This window comes from Actinomycetota bacterium (assembly GCA_019347675.1).
GTDB lineage: Bacteria > Actinomycetota > Nitriliruptoria > Nitriliruptorales > JAHWKO01 > JAHWKW01.
Map to the genome: position 1 here is coordinate 21,359 of JAHWKW010000003.1, position 20,160 is coordinate 41,518.

At 72.8% G+C, this 20,160-nt stretch carries 19 protein-coding genes; 12 read left to right on the forward strand and 7 right to left on the reverse strand.

Annotated features, from left to right (window positions below; all coding sequences use genetic code 11):
- Window positions 1–68 precede the first annotated feature (68 nt).
- A complete protein-coding gene (locus tag KY462_02440; protein MBW3576599.1) occupies window positions 69–812 on the reverse strand; it encodes a transcriptional regulator in 744 nt (247 codons plus the stop codon).
- Between the two features lie 380 nt (window positions 813–1,192).
- On the opposite strand from KY462_02440, the gene KY462_02445 reads away from it, so the two are divergent.
- From KY462_02445 to KY462_02455, 3 genes are all read left to right on the forward strand, one after another.
- Window positions 1,193–1,420, forward strand: a complete 228-nt coding sequence (locus KY462_02445; protein MBW3576600.1) for a hypothetical protein — start codon at window positions 1,193–1,195, stop codon at window positions 1,418–1,420.
- A 105-nt stretch (window positions 1,421–1,525) separates the two neighbouring features.
- Window positions 1,526–2,311, forward strand: coding sequence for a PIG-L family deacetylase (locus tag KY462_02450; protein MBW3576601.1), 786 nt, complete (start codon window positions 1,526–1,528; stop codon window positions 2,309–2,311).
- The gene (locus tag KY462_02455; GenBank protein ID MBW3576602.1) at window positions 2,308–3,327 is read left to right on the forward strand and encodes a GNAT family N-acetyltransferase; all 1,020 of its coding nucleotides are present in this window, start codon (window positions 2,308–2,310) and stop codon (window positions 3,325–3,327) included. Before KY462_02450 ends, KY462_02455 begins: the two co-directional genes overlap by 4 nt.
- On the opposite strand, the gene KY462_02460 is transcribed toward KY462_02455, so the two are convergent.
- A complete protein-coding gene (locus KY462_02460; GenBank protein MBW3576603.1) occupies window positions 3,278–4,747 on the reverse strand; it encodes an MATE family efflux transporter in 1,470 nt (489 codons plus the stop codon). The genes KY462_02455 and KY462_02460 overlap by 50 nt on opposite strands.
- Before the next feature lie 84 nt (window positions 4,748–4,831).
- On the opposite strand from KY462_02460, the gene KY462_02465 reads away from it, so the two are divergent.
- Window positions 4,832–5,833, forward strand: coding sequence for a flippase-like domain-containing protein (locus KY462_02465; protein MBW3576604.1), 1,002 nt, complete (start codon window positions 4,832–4,834; stop codon window positions 5,831–5,833).
- A gap of 26 nt (window positions 5,834–5,859) precedes the next feature.
- Here KY462_02465 and KY462_02470 read toward each other — a convergent pair whose 3' ends face one another.
- The 5 genes from KY462_02470 to KY462_02490 form a co-directional block, all read right to left on the reverse strand.
- Window positions 5,860–6,273 (reverse strand): HIT family protein, encoded by a 414-nt coding sequence (locus KY462_02470; GenBank protein MBW3576605.1) that lies wholly within the window; start codon window positions 6,271–6,273, stop codon window positions 5,860–5,862.
- Window positions 6,270–8,453, reverse strand: coding sequence for an AAA family ATPase (locus tag KY462_02475; GenBank protein MBW3576606.1), 2,184 nt, complete (start codon window positions 8,451–8,453; stop codon window positions 6,270–6,272). Before KY462_02475 ends, KY462_02470 begins: the two co-directional genes overlap by 4 nt.
- 116 nt (window positions 8,454–8,569) lie before the next feature.
- Window positions 8,570–9,079: a hypothetical protein gene (locus KY462_02480; protein ID MBW3576607.1), complete on the reverse strand. Its 510-nt coding sequence runs from the start codon at window positions 9,077–9,079 to the stop codon at window positions 8,570–8,572.
- Between the two features lie 137 nt (window positions 9,080–9,216).
- Window positions 9,217–9,654: an HIT family protein gene (locus KY462_02485; GenBank protein ID MBW3576608.1), complete on the reverse strand. Its 438-nt coding sequence runs from the start codon at window positions 9,652–9,654 to the stop codon at window positions 9,217–9,219.
- Window positions 9,651–10,754 (reverse strand): saccharopine dehydrogenase NADP-binding domain-containing protein, encoded by a 1,104-nt coding sequence (locus KY462_02490; protein ID MBW3576609.1) that lies wholly within the window; start codon window positions 10,752–10,754, stop codon window positions 9,651–9,653. Before KY462_02490 ends, KY462_02485 begins: the two co-directional genes overlap by 4 nt.
- Before the next feature lie 205 nt (window positions 10,755–10,959).
- Between KY462_02490 and KY462_02495 the strand changes: the two genes are divergently transcribed.
- The 8 genes from KY462_02495 to glpK all read left to right on the forward strand — a co-directional run bounded on the left by KY462_02495 (window position 10,960) and on the right by glpK (window position 20,159).
- Window positions 10,960–11,304 (forward strand): hypothetical protein, encoded by a 345-nt coding sequence (locus tag KY462_02495; GenBank protein ID MBW3576610.1) that lies wholly within the window; start codon window positions 10,960–10,962, stop codon window positions 11,302–11,304.
- Window positions 11,305–11,601: 297 nt separating this feature from the next.
- Window positions 11,602–12,189, forward strand: a complete 588-nt coding sequence (locus KY462_02500; GenBank protein MBW3576611.1) for a hypothetical protein — start codon at window positions 11,602–11,604, stop codon at window positions 12,187–12,189.
- Between the two features lie 221 nt (window positions 12,190–12,410).
- On the forward strand, window positions 12,411–12,827 hold the full coding sequence (locus tag KY462_02505; protein MBW3576612.1) for a GatB/YqeY domain-containing protein: 417 nt from the start codon (window positions 12,411–12,413) through the stop codon (window positions 12,825–12,827).
- A 113-nt stretch (window positions 12,828–12,940) separates the two neighbouring features.
- On the forward strand, window positions 12,941–14,548 hold the full coding sequence (locus KY462_02510; GenBank protein ID MBW3576613.1) for a methylcrotonoyl-CoA carboxylase: 1,608 nt from the start codon (window positions 12,941–12,943) through the stop codon (window positions 14,546–14,548).
- Window positions 14,549–14,605: 57 nt separating this feature from the next.
- Window positions 14,606–15,403 (forward strand): enoyl-CoA hydratase/isomerase family protein, encoded by a 798-nt coding sequence (locus tag KY462_02515; protein ID MBW3576614.1) that lies wholly within the window; start codon window positions 14,606–14,608, stop codon window positions 15,401–15,403.
- A gap of 268 nt (window positions 15,404–15,671) precedes the next feature.
- Window positions 15,672–17,696, forward strand: a complete 2,025-nt coding sequence (locus tag KY462_02520) for an ATP-grasp domain-containing protein (protein ID MBW3576615.1) — start codon at window positions 15,672–15,674, stop codon at window positions 17,694–17,696.
- Complete coding sequence (locus KY462_02525; GenBank protein ID MBW3576616.1) at window positions 17,693–18,619, forward strand: hydroxymethylglutaryl-CoA lyase; 927 nt, start codon at window positions 17,693–17,695, stop codon at window positions 18,617–18,619. The genes KY462_02520 and KY462_02525 overlap by 4 nt, the downstream gene beginning before the upstream one ends.
- A gap of 37 nt (window positions 18,620–18,656) precedes the next feature.
- The gene (gene glpK / locus KY462_02530; GenBank protein MBW3576617.1) at window positions 18,657–20,159 is read left to right on the forward strand and encodes a glycerol kinase GlpK; all 1,503 of its coding nucleotides are present in this window, start codon (window positions 18,657–18,659) and stop codon (window positions 20,157–20,159) included.
- Window position 20,160 lies beyond the last annotated feature (1 nt).

The window sequence follows — 20,160 nt, forward strand, 5'->3', positions numbered from 1 at the left end:
GTGGTCCTCCTCGGTGGTGTTCAGGTCTGTTCGGTGTTCCGGGTCGGTTGTTGTGCGCAGCTGTCGTCTCAGCAGCCGCAGTTGGCCGTGATGGTGCAGACGCAGGCGTTGGCGCCGCTCGCCAGCGTCTCGCGGCGCGAGATCCGCACATCGCCCAGGACGCGCCGGAACGTCGCGGCCTCATGGGCGCACATTTCCGGGTTGTCCTTGGCGACGTCGAAGATGGCGCAGTGGCTCTGGGTCAGCTCGAACCCGTCTCCGTCGCTCGTGACGCTGGCCTCGTAGCCGGCTTCGTTGAGCGCGTCGACCAACTGATCGAGCCGCCCTGCCAGGTCGTCCGCGTCGACCGCGCGGGCGTACGCCTCGGTCTGGCGATCCTGCCGCCAGCGCAGGAACGCCTGCAACCCGGCCCGGCCCTGCTGGTCCGCGATGAAGGCCAGCAGGTCCTCGACCATCTCGGCGTACCGATGCGGGAAGAGCTCCTCCCCCCGCTCGGTGAGCCGGTACCGGGCGACGGGGCGGCCGCGTTCCTGGCGAACCGTCCGCTCGGTGATCATCCCCTCGCTGTGCAGCATCGCCAGATGCTTGCGAACCGCGACGTCGGAGATGCCGAGCGCGTCCGCCAGTTCGGGGGCGCTCCGCTCGCCCTCTCCCTTCAAGGTCCGCACGATGGTCGCCCGGGTCTCGCCGAGCAGTGCGGCGAGCGATCGCGACAGGGTCCGCGTCTCCGGGCCCTGCGCGTTCGTCGCCGCGCGCTCCATCGTGTGGTCCCCTGCCTCGAGCTTGTCGACCGCAGACTCAGTGCTTCTCAACGTCAGTGCTTCTCAACGTCAGTGCGCTTCTCAACGTCAGAGTTTCTCAACTTCCTGGTTATGATATTACGCGCGGCGCACGACGCCCGCAACGGCCGCCCCGAGCGTCCGTCCCGAGCGTTCGCATGGCGCTGCTGGGGTTGCGCTCGCCGAAGACCCTGCGCCGTGGCAGGGCCATGCTCGGCCGGTCATGCGGCGCGGAAACGGCCCGCCGTCGGGTCACCCGGGGCCTGCGCCGTTCAAGGCACGGGGCTGGTCGGGCGGCTCCCTGGTCTTCCGCGCGACTCGGCGGACGTGCCGCCGCCCTAAAGCCGTCACGCAGCGTAACCGAACACTGCGGGGGGAGAACGTGGTCCCCGACCCGGCCATCGGAGGATGCCGTGGCACAGACGAAGGTCGCGGGCACACAGCCTGTGGGCACGGGGTCGCGCTGGCAGGGCGACGGACCGACGCGCGACGACGGTGGCCTGGTGCCGGTCGTCGACCGGCGCCGCGACGTGGTGCGTCGGCTGCTCGAGCGGGGCGTCGCAGTCCACGCCTTGCAGGTGCTGCTCCCGGGCTGGGACGACGAGATCAGGGCGGCGGTGGGCGACGGCGACAGGTCGTGACATCGATGTCGACCCCCACCTCGCTCGTGGCCCGGCAGGTCGCAGTCCTCGACCACTCCCCCACTCCGGCCGAGGCTGCGCGTCGCCTGCCTAGAGTTGGCCCTCGTGAGGGTGGATCTGCGGCGGCTGACGGCGCGGCTCGCGCCGCTCGTGCCTGACGCCGTTCTCGATCGCGTGCTCGAGTTGCGGTCGCGGCTCGGTGAGGGGCCTGTGATCGGGCTGCCGCGCTTCGACCGGGTCCTGGTGGTGGCGCCCCATCCCGACGACGAAACGCTGCTGTGCGGTGGGACGGTGTCGGCGCTGGCAGACCGGGGGGCCGACGTGCGGGTCGTCGTGGCCACCGACGGCACGGCGTCGCGGGTGCCGCTGGCCCCCGGCGAGCTGGCCCGGCGCCGCCGCGAGGAGACCCGACAGGCGTGCGCGACCCTCGGCGTCGGCGACCCGGTGTTCGTCGGCCTGCGCGACGGAGACCTCACCGCCCAGGTCGGGGCGCTGACCGATGCCGTGCAGGACCAGCTGGAGGCGTTCGCCCCGCACCTGGTCCTGGTCCCGTGGTTCGGCGACGCCCACCCTGATCACCGCGCGTGCAGTGCCGCCCTGGTGCGCACCACTCCCCTCGACGAGGTCGAGGTCTGGGGCGGCGAGGTGTGGATGCCCGCACCGATCAACCGGCTGGTGGACGTGTCGGAGACGATCGAGCGGAAGCGCGCGGCGCTGGCGGCTCATGCCACCGCGCAGCAGGCGTTCGACCTGGAGGCGATGCTGGCGCTGAACCGCTACCGCAGCGTGCACGGCCTGCGAGGCCGCGGGTTCGCCGAGGGGTACCTGGCCGCCCCGTTCCCCGACTACGCACGCTGGACGACCCACGCGCTCGAGTCCGACGCTCGATGAGCGAGCGACGGCTGCGTCGGGCCGGCCCCCGAGACACCGATGCGCTGGCGGCCCTGTTCGACACGGTGTTCCCCGACAACCCCAAGGCGGACCCGGCCGTGCTGCGCTGGCAATTCTGGGACAACCCGTTCGGCCGGGCGGCGTCGTGGGTGTTCGACGACGATGGGGAGCTGGTCTGCCACTTCGCGGTCCTGCCGGTCCCCGCCCGGCTCGACGCACGCCCCATCACCGCCGCCAAGCCGGCTGACGCGGCGACGCTGCCCGCCTACCGCGGGCAGGGCCTGATGGGGCGGGCCGCGAACGCGGTGTTCACCGAGTGCGCCGAACGCGGGATCCCGGTCACCCTGTGCCTGCCCAACCGGCTGGCCCGCGGTGCGCTCAGCAAGATCGGGATGGTCGAGGTGGCGCCGGTCCGGGCCTACGTCGCGGCGCTGGACGACACGTGGCTGGCCGAACGGTTCGGGTTGCCCCGGCCGCTGGCTCGCCTGGTCCGCCGGGCGGTGTTCCGCCTTCCCGACGTGGGACGAGCCCGCGAGGTCGAGCAGCCGCCCGACCAGCTCGACGCGCTGTGGGCGGCCACGGCCGAACAGGTGCCCAACGGCGTCGTGCACGATGCTGCGTGGTGGCGGTGGCGGTACGTCGAGCGCCCCGGCGGTGACTACCGCTTCTTCGCGGTCCGCGACGCCGGTCGCCTGCTCGCCGCCGCCGCCACCACGACGCGGGAGGCGTTCGGGGGGCGGTTCGTGCATCTGCTCGACCTCCAGGCCGTTCACGCCGGGGCCGGCCGGCAGGTGGTCGGTGCGGCCCTGGCCGGCACGGATGCGGTCGGTGTGGCCACCGTCGCCCTCCCCGGGACACGCATCGCCGGGCTCGTCCGGTCGGCGGGGCTCCGCCTGCTCCCCCGCCGGCTCGAGCCGGCGGAGCAGATCCTCGGCCTGTTCCACAACGACCCGTCGCTGGGCGACCTCACCGACCGCCAGTGGTCGGTGGCGTGGACCGATCTCGACCACCTGTGACGGCCTCGACCGGGGCAGCCGCCACGTCGCCCGCGGCCTGGCGCAGCCACCGCCCCGACCGCCACCACCGGCCCAGCAGCGCTGGTCGCACCACCGCATCGAGCACCACGCCGGCCTGGACCCCCACGGCGCCCCAACCCAGGACCAGCGCCATCAACGCCGACGAACCCAGCAGGAACCCGGCGATCCCCACCGCTGACGCGGCCAGCGGGAGCCGGGTCTCACCAGCTGCCTGCATGGCGCTCCGCAGGGCCTCGTAGACCGCGAGGAAGACGGTCGCCGCCCCGTACGTCCGCACCCAGCTCGCCATGACCGTGTGGACCTCGGGGTCACCGCCGCCGCCGAACGCGGTGGCGATCGGCCCGGCCGCGGCGACCAGGACCGCCGCGCCGGCCAGGCCGACGACCGCGGCCAGACCCACCGCTCCGTCCCCGTACCGCTCGGCGGCGACCGCGTCGCGACGGCCGAGGTTGGTCCCGACCAGGGCGCTGGCGGCCACCCCGACGCCGATCGCCGGCACCCGCGCGAACAGGTGCACCCGCCGACCGACGTGGAACCCGGCGTTGGCGGCCGTCCCGAACGCCAGCGTCAGGGCGTTGAGGGGGATCTCGGCCAGCACGTACAGGGTGCGCTCGGCCACCTGCGGTGCCCCGATCCGCACGATGCGGCGGCCGACGTCCGTGGCGCGGAGCCCGGCACGGCGGAACCGGACCCGGGCCCGCCCCGACCACAGCACGACCGCCAGGGCGGTGCCGCCGAGGATGTTGCCGACCGCCGTTCCCAGCGCGGCGCCGACGACCCCCAGCGCCGGGAAGGGTCCGGGGCCGCCGACCAGCGTGACGGTCAGCCCGATGTTGACCACGGTGGCGGTCACCCGCACCACCATTGGGGTGCGGGTGTCGCCGGCTGCCTGCAGGACCCGCGCCAGCATGATCGCCAGCACCCGCGGGACCGCCGTCGCCAGCACGATCCGCAGGTACACGGTGCCCGGACCGGCCACGTCCGGGCCGGCGCCCAGCAGCCGGAAGAACGGTCCGGCACCCAGCAGGCCCCCCACCGTGGCGAGGGCCCCCAACGTGACCGCCAGCAGCGCGGTCTGCGTGGCCGCGTCGGCGGCCGCGTCGTGCGCCCCGGCACCGTAGCGCTGTGACACGGTGGCGACGGTCCCGGCGCTGAGGCCCAACGCCACCATCAGCACCAGGCGCGCAGCGGTGTCCGCCACACCGACCGCTGCGACGCCGCTGGCGCCCACGACCAGGCCGACCACGATCAGGTCGACGGTGCGCATGGCGATACGGACCATGCCCGTGGCCACCGCAGGCCACGCCAAGCTGATCAGCCCTGGCCAGGTCGCCGGGACGCGGATGTTGTCCTCCAGTCCTCCGGGCTCGGTCGCGGGGAGCGGTCGCGACCGTCGCACGCGCCGGCGGTCGCCACCCCCGACGGTCGTTCAACACCTGGCGGTCGCGGCCAGCGCCACGGCGGGGCGTGCCAAGATGCGCCGGTGCAACCGCGCCCCGACTCCACGACCGGCGAGACGCCCACCGAGACGCCCGCGCGACCACAGCACCGTGGGCGGCGGGCGCTGGGGTGGGCCGCGTCACTGGGACTGCTGGCGGTCGCCGCGGCGGTGGCCCGTTCCCGGTGGCAGGCCGTCGGAGAGGCCGGCGGGATCCCCGGCTTGGAGCCTGCGGCCGTGGCGGTGGTGGCCTACCTGGTCGGGAACACGCTCCTGGCGCTCAACTGGCGCGAGCTGGTGTCGCTGGGCGCGCCGCGTCCGCCCGCTCGCACCGCCGTGTGGATCTGGTCGGTGTCGCAACTGGCGCGGTACACGGTCACGCTCGGGCAGGTGGCCGGCCGCGGGGTCGTGGCCCGTCGCTACGGGCTGACGGCCACCGCCGGGGCGGTCAGCACCTTGCTGGAGCTGACCTTCTACCTGTCGGTCAGCTCCGCACTGTCCCTGGCGACGTTGCCCTGGTGGCTCCCGCTGGTGCGGGCACGGTGGCTTGCGGTGGTCGGAGCCGTGCCGTTCCTGGTGCTCGCCGCGACCCTCACCCACCCCGACGCGGTGCTGCGCGGCCTGTCGCGTCTGCTCGACACGCGCCTGGGCCGGTGGGTGACGCGCGGGCGCCTGCAACGCGTCGACGAGCGGGTCGAGGTCTCCCGCGCGCGCCTCGCGCGCGTCGCCGGGTTGTACCTGGCCAACAGCGCGGTGAGGTTGGCCGCGTTCCTGGTGCTGCTCACCGCGGTGGGTGGCGACCCGACCCGGATCGGGTTGCAGGCCGTCGGGGCATACGCGGTCGGTCACCTCGCCGGCGGGCTGGTGGTGTTCGCGCCGGGGGGGATCGGCGCGCGCGAGGGTGCCACGACGCTGGTGTTGGCCCCGGCGATGGGCGCCGACGCCACCCTGGTGCTGGTCGCGGCCGTGCGACTCTTGGAGATCGCGGCCGAACTGTTGCTGGTGGGGATCGCGAGGGCGCTGCGAGGACCAGCGCCGGCCGGTTGAGGACCTGGCCGCACCGGCTGCCCTTTTCAGCCACCGCGCAGGACGTCAGCGACGGCCCCGAGCTCGTCGTCATCGGCGCGCAGCAACGGGCTCCACGGTCGCACGAGCTCCTCGGGGTCGTACCGGGGGACCACGTGCAGGTGGAGGTGGAACTCCGACTGGAAGGCGACCTCGCCGGTGGCCTGGAACAGGTTGACGCCATCGGCTCCCAGCCGGTCACGGACCAGCCGCGCGACGACCCAACCGGCGCGCATCACCCGAGCGGCGTCGTCCTGGTCGGCGTCCCACAGGTCGCGGACGTGACGCCGGGGGACGACCAGCGTATGCCCGCGCGTGGCGGGGTGGACGTCGAGGAACGCCACGGTGTGGGCGTCCTCGACTACCAGGTGGTGGGGTTGATCACCAGCCACGATGGCGCAGAACGTGCAATCCCCGCTCATGGCTGCACCGCCGGCCGCAGCCGTACGTCCAGCGCCGTCTGCCGGTTGCGCGGCCGGTCGTGCGCGGCCGCGGCCGCCAGCGCTGCGCTCTGGCCGACCACCACCAGCGCCTGCTGCGCCCGGGTGATGGCGGTGTAGGCCAGGTTGCGCCACAGCATCGCCCGGTGGGATCGGTCACAGACGAACACGACCACCGGCCACTCACCGCCCTGCGCCTTGTGCACGGTGATCGCCCAGGCGTCGGTGAGGTCGCGGGTCTGGGAGCGGTCGTAGGTGACCTCTCCGCGGGGGAACGTCACGCGCAGCTGCCCACGACGCGCGTCGACGTCGACCACGTACCCGATGTCGCCGTTCGAGACGTCCAGCTCAGCGTCGTTGCGGGTCTGCATCACCCGGTCGCCGGAGCGGAACCCCGCCACGGCCGCACCGCGGGGCGGGTTCAGAGCCGCCTTCAACGCCGCGTTGAGCGCATCGACGCCGGCGTCGCCGCGGTACACCGGCGCGATCACCTGGATGTCAGCGACCTCGACCCCGAAGTAGGCCGGCATGCGGTTGGCGACCGCCTCGACGACGCGCGGCACGATCCGCGCCCGCTTGGGCTCCTCCGCGACGATCACGTCGCCGTCGACGGCGCGGAGCTGTCCGAGGGTTCCGGTGTTGACCTCGGTGGCCAGCGACACGATCCGACTGGTGGCGGCCTGGCGGTGGACCTCCGTCAGCCTGACCGAGGGCACGAGCTGGGCGCGCAGCAGGTCCCGGACGACATCACCGGTGCCGACCGGGGGCAGCTGGTCGGGATCGCCCACCAGCAACAGGTGCGCCCCGTCGTCGACCGCAGCCACCAGCGACGCCGCCAACCACGTGTCGCACATCGACACCTCGTCGCAGACGACCAGATCGTGCGGCAGCCGCTCCCCCGCCCCGTAGCGGAACGCGAACCCCCGGCCGTGGCCGTCGCCGGAGGTCGTGGGACGCGCGTCGAGGAGGCGGTGCACGGTGGTGGCGGGGCGACCGACCAACTCCTCCAGGCGTTTGGCGGCCCTTCCGGTCGGCGCGCACAGGGCGACGTTGAGTCTGACGGCCTCGGCTGCGGCGACCACCTCCTGGACGGTGCGCGTCTTCCCGGTACCGGGTCCCCCGGTCAGGACCGTGACCGGCGCGTCGAACACCAACCGGACGGCCTCGCCCTGGCCGGCCGTGAGCTCCGGCGACGGGCCGATCCCGTCGCGGTGCGGTCGCAAGCGGGAGCGGCCGGTCGCGTGGAGACGGGCCAGGTCGTCGGCCAGTGCCTGCTCGGACGCCAGACCGGCGGGGGTGTACACCGCTTTGATCACCCCCCCGTCGACCGTGATCTCCTCGACGGTGAGGTCACCGCCCGCCACGGCCCGCGTCAGGCCATCGACGGCTGCGTTCATGTCGACCTGCGCCAGGCGGGCTGCCTCCTGCAGGCACTGCTCGCGCGTCAGGTACTGGTGCCCGTCACGGTGGCGTGCGGCGGCGTGGCCGGCGCGCGCTGCCGCCGCCAGGCGTCGCGGGTCGAGGCGATCCACGCCGAGGTGGCGGCCGAGCGTGTCGGCGTGCGCGAAGCGGCACCGGTCGGCGCCCAGCACTGCGTACGGATCGCGCCGGACGACCTCGGTCGCGTCCACGCCGAACCGGGCGAACACCGACCGCACCACCTCGTAGGGCAACCCAGCCGGCTCGATCAGCCGGACGAGCGCCGCCAGCGCGGCGCCCTGCTGCCAACGGGCGTGGATCGCCTCGGCCAGGTCGGAGCGGATCCCCGCCTCGGCCACCAGCCGGTGCGGCTCGCGCTCGATCACCGACCCGGCCGAGGGTCCGAACGCCGCCACGATCCGATCGACGGTCCGGGGCCCCACCCCCGGGAACCGCTCGGTCAGCAGGAACGCCCGCAACCCCGCGACCGTGGTCGGGACGGTCTGCTCGTAGTAGGTCGTCTCGAAGGTCCGCCCGAACCGCGGATGGTGCTGCCAGCTGCCGACCAGCCGCACGGTCTGGCCCTGGACCAGGTCGGCGAGCGGTCCGGCGCAACGCGCACCGCCTGCGTCACCACGCGGTTCGATGCCCAATTCCACGACGCCGAAGCCGGTCGCAGGGTCAGCGTGGTACACGCCGAGGACCTCGCCGTTCAGCTCGTCACCGGCGAACAGCTGTGGCACAGCGCCCCTCCGCGTGGTGCAGGGACGGAGCGTGCCATACGCGGGAGCCGGTGGACGCCTCACCGTGTCACGCGTTCACGCCGCCTTCAACGGTCGGGCGCGTGGTCGCCGACCGGCTACCGGCTGCTGACCGCCTTGACAGGAGCCTGCGCGAGACCTTCCTCACGCTCGTCCCACTGCTCCCGGTCGCGGCGCGGGCGAGCGACCAGCCAGCCCAGCAGGAACCCGATGGTCAACCCCACCAAGGCGAAGGTCACCCGCGGCCCCCAGGTGCGTACGGTCTCCTCGTCGACGTGCTCGTCGACGAAATCCCCGACCCGCTCGGCCGTGGCGCGCGTGCGTTCGGCGAAGAGCTCGGCAGCGCGCTGGGCCTCCTGCGTCGCCTCAGCCAGGCTCTGGCGGGCGTTGGCCAGGGACTCCTGCATGCGCTGTGCAGCGGGTTCGAGCCGCTCGGATGCGGCTTCACGGGCCGGCTCGAGGCGGTCGTCGACGGTCTCGGCGAGCTTCTCGGTGCGACTCTTGGTGGGTGTCACCTTGTCGACGAGCCGTTCGGCTGTGCTGGGGTCGGATCCGATCCGCTCCTGGACGCGCGTGCGCATCTTCTGCGCGGTTCCGCCGGATCTCACGGTGGCTCCTTGTGTCGGCGCGGCGTGTGACGGTGTTGCGACCGACCGTAGCCCCCGGGACCGCACGACGCTGACCGCGGGGCGGCGCCTTCCGTCCAGTGGCCCGGATCCGCGGACGGTCGGGGTTGGCTGATCATCTACGACACGGTGTCGGCTTGACGGTCCAGCGCGTCGCGGATCGCGGCGGCGACCTGCGCCGCATGCTGGTCGGAGTCGTACTCGTGGCGCGGCCAGAAGAACCCGCGAAGCCCGTCCTTGGGCGTGCGTGGCACGACGTGGACGTGCAGGTGCGGCACGCTCTGGCTGACCCGGTTGTTGATCGCCACGAACGTGCCGGCGGCGTCGACCGCGGCGGGCACCGCGGCGGCCAGCCTCTGCACCGCGCCGAAGAGGTCACCGAGCCGGGCCGGCGGGAGGTCGATCAGGGTGTGACGATGCTGGCGGGGAACCACGAGGACGTGGCCGGGGAACAGCGGACGTCGGTCGAGGAAGGCCACCACGTCCGGCTGATCCAGCACCGTGTTGGCGTCGGCCTCGCCGGCGACGATGCGACAGAACGCGCACTCGCGGTTCACGTGCCTCCCAGCGGCGGCGGCGGGCGGACCGACCAGCGCATCCGGGCCTCGACCGCCAGCTCGTCGAGGAGGTCAGCGGCGTCGAAGGCCTCGGCCGGAGCGACCACCCCCTGTGCGTGCGCGTCACCGGCCACCAGACGCGCAACGACCGTGGCGATCGCCTCGGCCGTGAAGCCGTAGACGTCGCGTCCGTGCGCCCACGCGCGCGCCACGTCTCCGTCGGCGCCGACCACCTCGGCCACACAGGCCCAGCGTGTCTGTCGTCGCCGATCGGGGGCAGGACCCTCCGGACCGGCCGCCACCAGACGGTCGAGCAGGGCCCGGGCAGGCGCCCACCGCAACAGCCACTTGCCCAGGGGCGCCAGGTCGGCGACCACACCCGGGATGGCCACGTACGACCTGACCTCACGTGCGTGCGGGACGTGCCGCGGGACGAGGACGGGTTCGCCGCCAGGGAAACCGACCACGTGATGGGGACCGATCGGACGCGGGAACCACGCCAGGCGGCGCACCTGCCCCGGTTCCTCCTGCTCCAGGCCGTCGACGTAGGCGAACCCGGGGGCGGCGAGCACGCCGACCATGGTGCGTCGGGTTCCGCGTGACGCCCACCCACCGGAGCCGCGCACGAGGTAGGCGACGTGTACGTCGCGGGCCGACTCGACCTGGGTCCCTGCGACGTCGGCCAGGAGATCGCCGGGCAGGTAGTCGAACCCGCAGGCGGGCACGGCCGTGGTGCCGGCACGAGCGGCCGCCGTGGCACGCTCGTCGAACGCCCACCGCAGGAACGGCTGCTCTCCGGTGCTATCGACGTAGTCGACACCGGCGCGGATCGCGGCGTCCAGCACCGGCGGTCCCAGATCGACGAACGGTCCGGCGGTACTGACGACCACGTCGACCCCTGACAGCAGGTCGCCGAGGCCGTCCCGATCGGTGACGTCCACGGCGCGGACCTCGGTCACGGCTGGTAGGTGGCCGACAGCTCGCTGCACGCGACCGGCGTCACGAGCCGCGGCGATCAGGTTCACGCGGCGGCGGTCGAGCGCCTGGGCCACCAACCGACCGGTGTAGCCACTGGCGCCGAGTAGGCCGACCTGCGCCACGCCACCTCCCTCAAGACGGCAGCTGCGGGGAAGCGACCGTAGTTGACGCAACTGCGTGGACGCTCCGGGGTGCGGGCCGCGATCGGCGCCCGCATCTGCTCCGGGTACGTGACTCGGCGGCCCGGGGATGCCACCATCCCAGCCCCGCGCGTGGAAGGCCGGCATGCGAACTCGCTGCGCATCGAGCGTCCCGACCGAGGCCACGTTGTTGCGTATCCCCGTGGTCGCGGACGGTTGGGTGGCTGCGCTCCCACCCGTCCCGGACGGCCACGACGCGTCGATCAGCGTCAGCGACGCCGGCTTGATCGGTGCGCGCAGCGACCTCGAGGCGCTCGGCTACACGCTCGTCGGGGTGAACGCCACCCTGGTTGGACCCGGGTGCCGCGTCGCGGACATCCTGGTCAGCGATGCCTCGGCGACCGCCCGACCGGACTGGTACCGCGACCTGGCACGGCAGGCCGAGCGTGCCTTCCCCCTGGCGATGGGTCCGGTGATGGCCGTGCTCGACGAGTTGGTCGCGATGCACCAGGCCAGCTGCAGTCGGATGTGACACGACCTCGATGAGGTGCTAACGTCAGCACGCAACGGGGTCCCTCCCCCGCCTCGGGTCGACCCGGCGCGCGGCCGTGAGGCCCGAGATCTCCCCGTCTCTGCGTCCGAAGGCGCCACCGCACACCCCCGTGCGCTTGCAATAGTTAGCGGAATGGGGTTTACTGGTGGCGAGACGGGACCGAGAGTCGGTCCAGCGCCGTCGGGAGCGGCCCGGTGTGGACCAGCCATCCCGGTCGCACCGGTGGCCGTCTCACGACCATGTCCCCGCACACCACATCAGATCGGAGAGCACCACATGGCGACCCAGACCCAGACCAAGCAGACCGCCAAGCACGCCGCCAAGGCCAACACGACCAAGCGCACATCTGGTCGCCTGGCGGGCGTGCCCGTCCACGAACGTGACCCGAAGGTGATCGCCGTCGACACCGCCTACGTCTTCGCGGGGCTGGCCAACAACGCTGCCCAGCTCGCCGGCGAAGCGGTGACGGCCGCCCGGACATTCCCGGGTCGCATCCGCAGCACCGACGCCAAGCGCACCCGCACCGATCTCGAGAAGCGGGTGCGCGACCTGCGCAACCGACTCGAGTCCCGCTTCGACGAGAAGGCCGCCGAGGGTCGGACCCTCGCCGACGACCTGCTCAAGGATCGCCGGGTGCGCAACGTCCTCGACCAGGCCGGCAACGCCCGCAGCCAGGTGAAGGCCGCGGTCACCTCGGTGCGCCGGACGGCCCGCCGCAGCGTCGAGGCCGGTGCCGCGGCAGGCCGCGACCAGGCGCAGACCGCCCGGTCGCAGACCAAGGCGGCGGTCACGTCGGTGCAGAAGACGGCCGATGCCGTGGTCGAGGCCGTGACCGGCTCCAAGACCGACGAGCAGGACAGCTAGGCAGCCAGGAGCCTCCCCGGTGAGGCGATCCCCGCCCCGCCTCGCCCCCGCACCCGCGCGGTGCCGCCGACCGCCCTCTCCCCGCGGAGAGGGCGGTCGGCTGTTCGCCCACGTCGTCGTCCGCCCACAGTTGGCGCGGCAGCTGCCTGGCTACGATCGTGTGCCATCCAGGAGTGCCCGTGTCCCTCCAGCAACGCATCCACTCGGACCTCACGGCGGCCATGAAGGCCCGCGACCGCCAGCGGGTCAGCGCGCTTCGGATGATCGTGGCCGAGATCAAGAACGCAGCGGTGGACGCCCGTGTGGGAGCGCAGGGCCAGCTCCCCGACGACGTGGTCGAGCAGCTGCTGCAGCGCGAGGTCAAGCGTCGCCGCGAGGCCGCCCAGACGTACCGTGACGCGGGCCGGCAGGAGCGCGCGGCCGCCGAGGCCGCCGAGGCCGACATCTACCGCGAGTACCTGCCGGAGCCGCTCAGCGACGAGGAGCTGCGCACGCTCGTCGACGCCGCCATCGCCGAGGTGGGGGCCGAAACGTCCCGAGACATCGGCAAGGTCATGGGCGTGGTGATGCCCCAGGTCGGCACCCGCGCCCAGGGTGCGCGCGTCACCACCATCGTCAGGTCGCGCCTGTCGGGCTGATCGTGCGGTCGTGGGGAAGCACCGGCCGCTGCTCGCGCCTGGCCACGGCCGGCGGCGCTCCACGCGGGGCGGGGCGCCGGGCGGTCATCGTGCGTGAAGTACCCTCCTCGTCCATGGCCGTTGTCCGGAGTCGGGTGGATCCGACGTCGGCTGCGTTCGCCGCGAACCGCGCGCACAACGAGGCCCTGGTGGCCGACCTCCGCGAACAGCTGACCCGGGCGGCGCAGGGCGGTCCGCAGCGGGCCCGGGAACGTCACGTCGACCGCGGCAAGCTGCTGCCACGCCAGCGGGTCGAGGCACTGATCGATCCCGGCACCCCGTTCCTGGAGCTGTCACCGCTGGCGGCACACGGCATGTACGGCGGGGACGCGCCGGGCGCCGGGCTGATCACCGGGATCGGTCGGATCGCGGGGGTCGAGTGTGTGGTGGTCGCCAACGACGCGACCGTCAAGGGCGGGACCTACTACCCGATGACGGTGAAGAAGCACCTGCGCGCCCAGGAGATCGCCGCCGCCAACCACCTGCCGTGCGTGTACCTGGTCGACTCGGGTGGGGCGTTCCTGCCCAAGCAGGACGAGGTCTTCCCCGACCGTGACGACTTCGGCCGCATCTTCTACAACCAGGCGAGGTTGTCGGCCGCCGGGATCCCACAGCTCGCGGTCGTGATGGGGTCGTGCACGGCGGGTGGGGCGTACGTCCCGGCGATGAGCGACGAGACGATCATCGTGGCGGAGCAGGGCACGATCTTCCTCGGCGGTCCCCCACTGGTGAAGGCCGCAACCGGCGAACAGGTCTCCGCCGAGGAGCTGGGAGGCGGAGACGTCCACGCACGTCGCTCCGGCGTGGCGGACCACCTGGCGGTCGACGACCGCCACGCCCTGCAGCTGGCCCGGGACGCCGTCGACAACCTCAACCGGAGCACGACCACGCGCCTCGACGTGTCGACGCCCGAGGACCCGGCGTACGACCCGAGTGAGCTGTACGGGATCGTCCCGCGCGACCTCAAGGAACCGTTCGACGTTCGGGACGTCATCGCCCGCCTGGTGGACGGCTCGCGGTTCCACGAGTTCAAGCACCTGTACGGCACCACGCTGGTCACCGGGTTCGCGCGGATCCACGGCTTCCCGATCGGGGTCGTCGCCAACAACGGGATCCTGTTCAGCGAGTCGGCGCTGAAGGGCGCCCACTTCATCCAGCTGTGCAACCAGCGCGCCATCCCCCTGGTCTTCCTGCAGAACGTCACCGGGTTCATGGTCGGTCGGGAGTACGAGGCCGGCGGGATCGCCAAGGACGGGGCGAAGATGGTCTCGGCGGTGGCGTGCTCGTCGGTGCCGAAGTTCACCGTCATCATCGGCGGCTCCTTTGGTGCCGGGAACTACGCCATGTGCGGCCGCGCGTACGGACCGAGGCTGTTGTGGATGTGGCCGAATGCCCGCATCTCGGTGATGGGCGGCGAACAGGCGGCCACCGTGCTCGCCACGGTCCGCCGCGACAACCTGGAGGCACGGGGCGAGAGGTGGTCGAGCGACGAGGAGCAGGCGTTCAAGACGCCGATCCGCGAGCAGTACGAGCGGCAGGGCCACCCCTACTACGCCACGGCTCGGCTGTGGGACGACGGCATCATCGACCCCGTGGACACCCGTGACCTCCTCGGGCTCGCGATCAGCGCTGCGCTGAACGCCCCGATCGCGCAGCCCACGTGGGGTGTGTTCAGGATGTAGGGCTCGCGGCCCGGGGGCCCGATGAGTCCCAACTCGGTCGCGGCGGAGGTGGCGACGATGCCAGACGCAGCGTCGGTGCGTGTGCAGCGAGACGGGCGAGGGATCGTGACGGTCACTCTCGAACGCCCCGAGGTGCGCAACGCCTTCGACGCCGCGCTCCTCGCGGGACTGCGCGCCACGTTCTCCGAAGTCGCCGATGACCACGGGGTCCGGGTTGTGGTGCTGACCGGGGCCGGGCCGACCTTCTGCGCCGGCGCGGACCTGCGCTGGATGCGCAGGGCCGCCGACCGTTCCGTCGACGACAACCTCCGCGACGCCCGGGAACTCGAGGCGACGCTCCGTACCGTCCACGACTGTCCGCACCCCGTCGTCGCTCGCGTCAACGGCCACGCGTTCGGCGGCGGGATCGGGCTGCTGGCCTGCGCCGACGTGGTGGTCGCGGGGCGCGGTGCCCGGTTCGGCTTCGGCGAGGTCCGGGTGGGTCTGGCGCCGGCGGTGATCGCTCCCTACGTCGTGCGACGCACCGGACCAGCTCGAGGCCGGCGCCTGTTCCTCACCGGAGAGCGTTTCGACGCTGAGGCCGGGGTCCGCTTCGGTCTGGTGGACCACGCCGTGGCTGACGACGAGCTCGACACCGCGGTTGCCGACGTGGTCGGCGACCTGCTGCGCGGCGGTCCCGAGGCGCAGCGAGAGGTGAAGGCGTTGGTGGCGCGGGTGACAGCCACCGCCAGCTTGGAGGACGCCGCTGCGATCACCACCGAAGCGATCTCCCGCCTCCGCGTCTCCGCCGAAGCGCAGGACGGCATGTTGGCTTTCCTGGAGAAGCGCCCCGCCGCGTGGGCCCCCGACGACTGACAGCGCCGGCACCAGCCTCGGACGTCGGTCGTGCGGGCGCGACCGCATCACCTCTCCGTCGAAGGTGTGGCTGCGGGTCTCGCGGATGGTGATGCCTTCCACGGCCGAGAAGACGCCCGAAGCTGGGGGTGCGCGCACCCGCCAGCCGCGCCTCCGGTCCGCGCAAGGCCCGTCCGTTCGGGTGTCGCGGCGGGCTCCGGCGTCACGGTGAACCCGCGCCGAGAGGCTGTCCTAGCCTGGCCGTCCCAACACCGCTGCGGGAGGTGGTGTGTTCGCCAAGGTGCTGATCGCCAACCGCGGCGAGATCGCCCGACGCGTGGTTCGAACCTGCCGCGAGCTGGGGGTCGCCACGGTCGCCGTGTACAGCGACGCCGACGCGCACGAGCCGCACGTCCACGAGGCCGACGAGGCGGTCCGGCTGGGTCCCGCCCCGGCCGCGGAGAGCTACCTGAACGTGCAGCGGATCGTCGCGGCCGCCGTGCGAACCGCGGTGGAGGCGGTCCACCCCGGTTACGGGTTCCTGGCCGAGAACGCCGACCTGGCCCAGGCCTGCGAGGACAAGGGTGTCGTGTTCGTGGGGCCGCGCCCGGCCACGCTGCGGCTCGTGGGGAACAAGGCGGCCGCCAAGCGGTCCGCGCAAGGCGCCGGCATCCCGGTCATACCGGGCGTGCACGATCCCGACCTCGATGATGGGGCCCTGGTCGCTGCGGCGCAGGCCGTGGGCTACCCGCTGCTCGTGAAGGCGGTCGCGGGCGGTGGCGGCCGCGGGCTGCGGCGCGTGGACCGGCCTGGCGATGTCGCAGATGCGCTCGTCGCCGCGCGGCAGGAGTCCCGCGCGGCGTTCGGTGACGACCGGCTGTTCCTCGAGAAGCTCGTGCAGCGACCACGCCACATCGAGATCCAGATCTTCGGTGACCGCCACGGTGACGTGGTGCACCTGTTCGAGCGCGAATGCTCGGTGCAGCGCCGCTACCAGAAGCTGGTCGAGGAGGCGCCGTCCCCGGCCCTCGACGAGGACCTGCGCCAGGCGATGGCCGAGGCCGCGGTCGCGGCCGCCCGGTCGGTGGACTACGTCGGGGCGGGCACTGTGGAGCTGCTGCTGTCGGACGTCTCGCGCGACTTCTGGTTCCTGGAGATGAACGCCCGCCTGCAGGTCGAACACCCCGTGACCGAGGCGATCACGGGGATCGACCTGGTGGAGTGGCAGCTGCGGATCGCCGCTGGCCAACCCCTGCCGCTGCGGCAGGACGAGCTGTCCCGCGACGGACACGCCATCGAGGCCCGCGTGTACGCCGAGGATCCCGCACGGGGGCACCTGCCCCAGACCGGCCGGATCCTCACCTTCGACGTCCCCGCCTCCCCCGGCGTCCGTGTCGACGCCGGCGTCGTCCCGGGCAGCCGCGTGACCCCCCACTACGACGCGCTGCTGGCCAAGCTGATCGTGCACGGCCGTTCCCGCCGGGAGGCGGTGGCCCGCATGCGACGGCTCCTGGCGGATACCTCGGTGTTGGGCGTGACGACGAACGTGGCGTTCCTGCACGACATCATCGACCACGGCGCGTTCACCGCCGCGGCGTTGACGACCGCCTTCCTGCACGACCACCTGCGCGGTTGGGTGCCTCCTGCCCCGCCGGTGGAGGCGTTGGCCGCCGCCGCAGCCGCGCTGGTTCGGCGGGGCGCTGGCCACGGTCGAGGCGGCGACCCGTGGGAGACGTTGGGCCCGTGGCGGGTCGCTGGGGTCGGGGGCTGGCGGGTCACCCTCCGCGACGACCGCGGCACAGCCCACGCGCTCGTCGTCGGTGGGCGTGGCGACCGTCTGCGCGTTCAGGTCGGCGGATCCTCACACGACGTCGTCGTCACCGCCGACGAGCCGCTCCTCAACAGGCTGGACCTCGAGGTGGACGGCCGCGAGGCCGCGACGCGGGTGGCGATCGACGTCAGTGACCGCCCCCACGGGGAGGGGGGTGAGGTGGTGTGGGTGCACACCAGCGGTGTCACGACCTGGTTCGGTGTCGTCGCCCCGACCCGCCACCCTCAGCGGCGTCTGCTGACGGCGGGCGCGGCGTTGACGTCGCCGATGCCGGGGACGGTGACATCGGTGCCCGTGACCGCCGGTGACCACGTCGACGGCGGCCAGGTCCTCGTCACGGTCGAAGCGATGAAGGTGCAGCATCCCGTCCGCGCGCCCGCGCCAGGGACGGTGACCGCCGTCCGCGTGGCGGCCGGCGACGTGGTGGACGCGGACCAACCGCTGGTGGAGGTCGGGCCGGACATGGAGGGCGACGGGGGATGAGGCTGCCGGACCGCGTCACGATCGTGGAGGTGGGGCCGCGCGACGGTCTGCAGAACGAGCCGGCGACGGTCCCCACCGCCGTGAAGGTGGAGTTCATCGAGCGGCTGGCCCGGTGCGGGCTCGAGGTCATCGAGGCGACCTCGTTCGTGCATCCGGAGTGGGTGCCGCAGCTGGCGGACGCAGCCGATGTGATGGCCGCGATCCGACGCCTGCCCGACGTTCGTTACCCGGTGCTGGTCCCCAACGAGCGGGGGCTCGATGACGCGCTGGGCGCCGGGGCGGACGAGATCGCGGTGCTCACGGCCGCCAGCGACGCCTTCTGCAAGGCCAACCTCAACCGGACGGTCGACGGGAGCCTGAAGATGCTCGCCCCGGTCATCCAGCGGGCATCGGAGGCGGGAGTGCGCGCACGCGGCTACCTGTCGACCGTCCTGGGATGCCCCTACCAGGGCGCGGTGCCCACCGCCGACGTGGTCCGCGTCACCGTGGCGCTGTTCGAGCTCGGCTGCGCGGAGGTCAGCCTGGGCGACACGATCGGCGTCGGGACGCCCGGCGAGGTCCGCAGGCTCCTGGACACACTGCGGCGCCACGTGGCGCTCGACCGGCTGGCGGTGCACATGCACGACACGTTCGGGCAGGGTCTGGCCAACACCTTGGCGGCGTTCGATGCCGGCGTCACGGTCGCCGACACGTCAGCCGGTGGGTTGGGCGGATGCCCGTACGCACCGGGCGCCACGGGCAACCTCGCCACCGAGGACCTGGTGTACAGCCTGGAACGCAGCGGGCTCGACACCGGGGTGGATCTCGACGCTCTGGTCGACACCACAGCCTGGATGGCGTCGCAGCTGCGTCGTCCACCCGCGTCACGGGCCGCCCAGGCGATCCTGGCCCAACGCCGTCTGGCCGCAGCGCAGCGCCCGTAGCCTGCGCGCGGGACGCCACCGCGACGAGGAGCGACACGTGGGCAGCCACATCCTGGCGATCGACCAGGGCACGACCGGTACCAAGGCCCTGGTGGTCACCCCAGACGCCGATGTGGCCGGCCAGGCGTACTCGGAGTTCCGCCAGCACTACCCGCGGCCGGGCTGGGTCGAGCACGATCCGGAAGAGATCTGGGAAGTCAGCCGCCGGGTCGCCGAGCAGGCTGTCGACGCTGCCGGGCTCGACGCCGCGGACCTCGCCGCCATCGGGATCACCAACCAGCGCGAGACCACCGTGCTGTGGGACCGTGCCACCGGCGAGCCGGTTCACAACGCGATCGTGTGGCAAGACCGCCGCACCGCGGGGCTGTGCGAGCGGTTGAAGGCCGAGGGGCTGCAGGACCAGGTCCGCCACCGCACCGGCCTGGTCATCGACGCGTACTTCTCGGGGACCAAGGTCGCGTGGCTCCTCGACCACGTGGACGGGTTGCGGGGACGCGCGGAGGCCGGTGAGGTCTGCTTCGGCACGATCGATTCGTGGCTGGTGTGGAAGCTCAGCGGCGGCCGCACGCACGTCACCGACTACACCAACGCCTCGCGGACGCTGCTGTACGACATCTACGAGCGGTGCTGGGACGGCGAGCTCCTCGAACACCTCGGGATACCCCACGCGGTCCTGCCGGAGGTCGTGGCCAGTTCGGGGCAGCTGGCCCAGACCGCCGACGGGGCGTTCCTCACCGACGGGATCCCGGTCGCGGGGATCGCCGGGGATCAGCAGGCTGCGCTGTTCGCGCAGGCCTGCTACGAGGAAGGCCTGGCCAAGAACACGTACGGGACCGGTTCGTTCGTGCTGATGAACCAGGGAACGGAAGTGGAACGGGTCACGCGTGGGCCGCTGGCCACGATCGCGTGGGGGATCGGCGACGAGCCGGTCGAGTACGCACTGGAGGGTGCGATCTTCGTCACGGGCTCGGCGGTGCAGTGGCTCCGTGACGAGTTGCGCATCATCGACGACGCCGCTGACACCGAAGAGCTCGCGGCCAGCGTCGACAGCAACGACGACGTGTACTTCGTGCCGGCGCTCACCGGGCTCGGCGCCCCGCACTGGGACCCCTACGCCCGCGGAACGGTGGTGGGCCTGACCCGTGGCACGAGCCGGGCGCACCTGGTCCGCGCCACGCTCGAGAGCATCGCCTACCAGACGCGCGACGTGGTGGTGTCCATGACCGAAGAGACGGGGATCGCGGTGGACGAGCTCCGCGTCGACGGCGGGGCGGTCGCCAACCGGTGGCTGATGCAGTTCCAAGCCGACATCCTCGGTGTCCCGGTGGTGATCCCCCGGATCACGGAGACCACTGCGCTGGGCTCGGCCTACCTCGCCGGGCTGGCGACCGGTGTGTGGTCGGGGAAGGACGAGCTGGCGGACCGTTGGACGGTGCAGACCCGGTACGAGCCGGCCATGGGCGCCGACCAGCGCGAGGCGCTGCACGCCCGCTGGCAGCAGGCCGTCGACCGCGCTCGCGACTGGGCCCGCCCAGACTGAC